At 70.7% G+C, this 1,981-nt stretch carries 2 protein-coding genes; both read right to left on the reverse strand.

The annotated features are described in order from the left end of the window. A partial coding sequence (locus CCN29_RS33540; protein ID WP_503167731.1) for a DUF8829 domain-containing protein occupies positions 1 to 427 on the reverse strand: 427 nt, incomplete at its 3' end. A gap of 91 nt (positions 428 to 518) precedes the next feature. Further along, on the reverse strand, positions 519 to 1,981 hold a 1,463-nt coding region (locus CCN29_RS33545; RefSeq protein ID WP_086686260.1), incomplete at its 5' end, for an acetoacetate--CoA ligase.

Below are 1,981 nucleotides of genomic sequence, written 5' to 3' on the forward strand. Positions count from 1 at the left end.
AGGGGCCGAGGCGGGCGAGGAGCGTCGTGGCGTACTCCCAGGTGGCGCGGCGGACGGCCTCGTCGACGAGGGTGTTCATGAGGTCGGTCAGGGGCCGGCCGTCGTAGGGGACGGCGGGTCCGGTGGCCGCGTGCTCGGCGGTGAAGCGGGTGCGGCTGACGGGGTGGTCGGGGTCGAGGCCGTGGTGCGCGCACCAGTGTGCGTACTCCTCGGGGTCGAAGAGGGCCACCGTGGTGTGGCTGCCCTGGAGGGCGCGGGTGCGCAGGACGGCTTCGACGTGTTTCAGGTAGGTGGCGTGGTCGTCGAAGATGAAGCTGTCGTAGCGCCGCATGGCGCGGAAGTCGTGTTCGTCGGTGAGCACGCCGATGGTGCCGGCGATCTCGCGGCGCAGGGCGCGCCGCAGGGTCCGGTGGTCGGTGTACGCCATGTCTCCCCCTCTGCACGGTCGATCAATGCTCACTCACCGTAATCGGCGGCACTGACAACGGGTGCGGAGGAGGAGACGGCGGGGTGTCCGGTCAGGGGCGGGTGCGGGCCAGCTCCTGGTAGTGGGCGAGCAGGTCGAGGTTGTCGATGGAGCCGGGGTTGACGGCCTTCTCCAGCGGGGTGCCCTGGAGGAGCCGCTTGACGGGGACCTCGATGCGCTTGCCGGTGAGGGTGTGCGGGATGCCGGGCACCTCGATGATCTCGTCGGGGACGTGGCGGGGTGAGAGCTGGGTGCGGATGGTCTTGCGGATGCGGTCGGTCAGGTCGTCGTCGAGGGTGGCGCCGGGGGCCAGGTGGACGAAGAGGGGCATCCAGTAGCCGCCGTCGGGCTGTTCGATGCCGACGACCAGGGATTCCTTGATCTCAGGGAGGCGTTCGACGGCCTCGTAGATGTCGGCGGAGCCCATGCGGACGCCCTGGCGGTTGAGGGTGGAGTCGGAGCGGCCGTGGATGACGACGGAGCCGCGCGAGGTGAGGGTGATCCAGTCGCCGTGGCGCCAGACGCCGGGGTAGGTGTCGAAGTAGCTGTCGTGGTAGCGGCTGCCGTCGGGGTCGTTCCAGAAGCGGATCGGCATGGACGGCATCGGGTTGGTGACGACGAGTTCGCCGACCTCGTCGGTGAGGGGGTTGCCGCTGGGGTCCCAGGACCGGAGGTCGGTGCCGAGGCAGGGGGCCTGGAGTTCGCCGACGTGGACGGGGAGGGTGGGGACGGCTCCGGCGAAGCAGGAGCACACGTCGGTGCCGCCGCTGACGGAGGCGATCCACAGGTCGTCGCGTACCTCGTCGTGCAGCCAGCGGAAGCCGTCCGGCGGCAGCGGGGAGCCGGTGGTGGCCACGCACTTCACCGCGGACAGGTCGTGGTCGCGTGAGGGGTGGACGCCGGCCTTGCGGCAGGCCATGACATAGGCGGCGGAGGTGCCGTAGAGGGTGGCGCCGGTGCGTTCGGCGATGCGCCACTGGGCGCCGGTGTCGGGGTGGCCGGGGCTGCCGTCGTAGAGGACGACGGTGGTGCCGGTGAGGAGGCCGGAGACGAGGAAGTTCCACATCATCCAGCCGGTGGAGGTGTACCAGAAGAAGCGGTCCTCGGGGCCGAGGTCGCAGTGCAGGCCGAGCTGCTTGAGGTGCTCGACGAGGATGCCGCCCTGGGACTGGACGATGGCCTTGGGGAGTCCGGTGGTGCCGGAGGAATAGAGCACCCAGAGGGGGTGGTCGAAGGGCACCTGCTCGAAGACGGGTGCGGTGTCGGCGGCGGTGAGGGCGGACCAGTCCAGGGCGCCGTCGGGGGCTTCGGTGCCGAGCAGCGGGATGTGCACGACGGCGCGCAGGGTGGGCAGTTCGCGGCGGAGTTCGGCGACGATCTCGCGGCGGTCGTGTTCCTTGCCGCCGTAGCGGTAGCCGTCGACGGTGAACAGGACGACGGGTTCGACCTGCTGGAAGCGGTCGAGGACGCTGCGGGCGCCGAAGTCGGGGGCGCAGGAGGTCCACACGCCGCCGA

Source organism: Streptomyces pseudogriseolus (assembly GCA_002154585.1).
GTDB classification, from domain to species: Bacteria; Actinomycetota; Actinomycetes; order Streptomycetales; family Streptomycetaceae; genus Streptomyces; species Streptomyces pseudogriseolus.